General features: G+C 36.4%; 1 tRNA gene. It reads left to right on the top strand.

Annotated elements, in window-relative coordinates:
* The first annotated feature begins 47 nt into the window (after window positions 1-47).
* Window positions 48-124: transfer RNA gene (locus ASU03_RS19535), tRNA-Ile, on the top strand.
* Window positions 125-558: the final 434 nt, after the last annotated feature.

The following is a 558-nucleotide window of genomic DNA, read 5'->3' as shown; positions in this document are numbered from 1 at the left end:
CGAGTGTTCACACAAATTACATGATAACAAAATAAAGAAGAAACGATAGGTCTGTAGCTCAGCTGGTTAGAGCGCACCCCTGATAAGGGTGAGGTCGGCAGTTCAAGTCTGCCCAGACCTACCAATTCCGTATTCTATCTGCGTTAGTTCGCAGCTCGTGTAGAAAAGCCTACACGTCGCTACCAACTGCCTTGATATAAAACGGAATGGTATTGTTTCTTTGTATAAAGAAAGAAGCCAAATTTAAATTACGCTTTATAAGCTATTTTAAATTTGGTTTTTTAAAACCACTTTTTAAGCGAATGTGCCTTAAATTGAAGTTCTTTAACAATCTGGAAAGCTGATATAAATATCGGTATTTATATGTTGAACACGGTGTCGCGCTGTTGTTCATATCAGTATAAATACCAACAAAAGCGATACAAACTCTTCCAAGGGTTTGTATCAACATTCGATTAATGTCTACTCGACATTGATTGTCTTATCAAGTAACTCATCTTATATGAACCTTTCGAGGTAAGTATATTGAGTACGTGAAAATGTCAGACTTTACAATTA

This window comes from Colwellia sp. TT2012 (genome assembly GCF_001440345.1).
Taxonomy (GTDB): domain Bacteria; phylum Pseudomonadota; class Gammaproteobacteria; order Enterobacterales; family Alteromonadaceae; genus Colwellia.
The sequence above is the reverse complement of the archived record's forward strand: the minus strand, read 5'-3'. Positions and strand labels throughout refer to the sequence as shown.